At 50.1% G+C, this 607-nt stretch carries 1 protein-coding gene; it reads left to right on the forward strand.

Translation table 11 applies throughout. From position 1 onward, the window contains the following. Nucleotides 1-607 (forward strand): hypothetical protein (locus tag V7D18_RS05110; RefSeq protein ID WP_426152090.1); only part of this gene is annotated, 607 nt, incomplete at both ends.

Below are 607 nucleotides of genomic sequence, written 5' to 3' on the forward strand. Positions count from 1 at the left end.
CGGCTATACAGTGAACTACTATATTAAAGGTACCACAGCTGCAGTACCAGGTCTTGCGCCACTGACCGGAAATGCACCGATAGGGGAGTTCACCTGGAGCAATGCGCCGAAGACAGCAACCGGTTATAAGCTGGTGACCAGTCCTGCACAACCGGCGAGTATGACAATCACAGCCGCCGGTCCGAATCAGAAGAATGTATACTATGAGATTGATGATATGCAGAAGTTCGGCTATACGGTGAATTACTTTATTAAAGGGACCACAACTGTGGTACCAGGCCTTGTGCCACTGACCGGAAGTGTACCGGTAGGAACATTTACCTGGAGCAATGCGCCAAAAACAACAACCGGTTATAAGCTGGTGAGTAGTCCTGCACAGCCGGTGAGCATGACAATCACGGCAGCCGGTCCGAACGTGAAAACAGTTTACTATGAAGTGGATGATACGCAGAAGTTTGGCTATACGGTAAACTATTATATCAAAGGTACCACAACTGCAGTACCGGGCCTTGCACCACTGACCGGAAATGCACCGCTAGGGGAGTTCACCTGGAGTAATGCGTCAAAAACAACAACCGGTTTCAAACTGGTGGCCGGACAGCCGGAC

The sequence above is a fragment of the Lacrimispora sp. 38-1 genome (genome assembly GCF_049890855.1).
In the GTDB taxonomy this organism is placed as follows: Bacteria; Bacillota; Clostridia; order Lachnospirales; family Lachnospiraceae; genus Lacrimispora.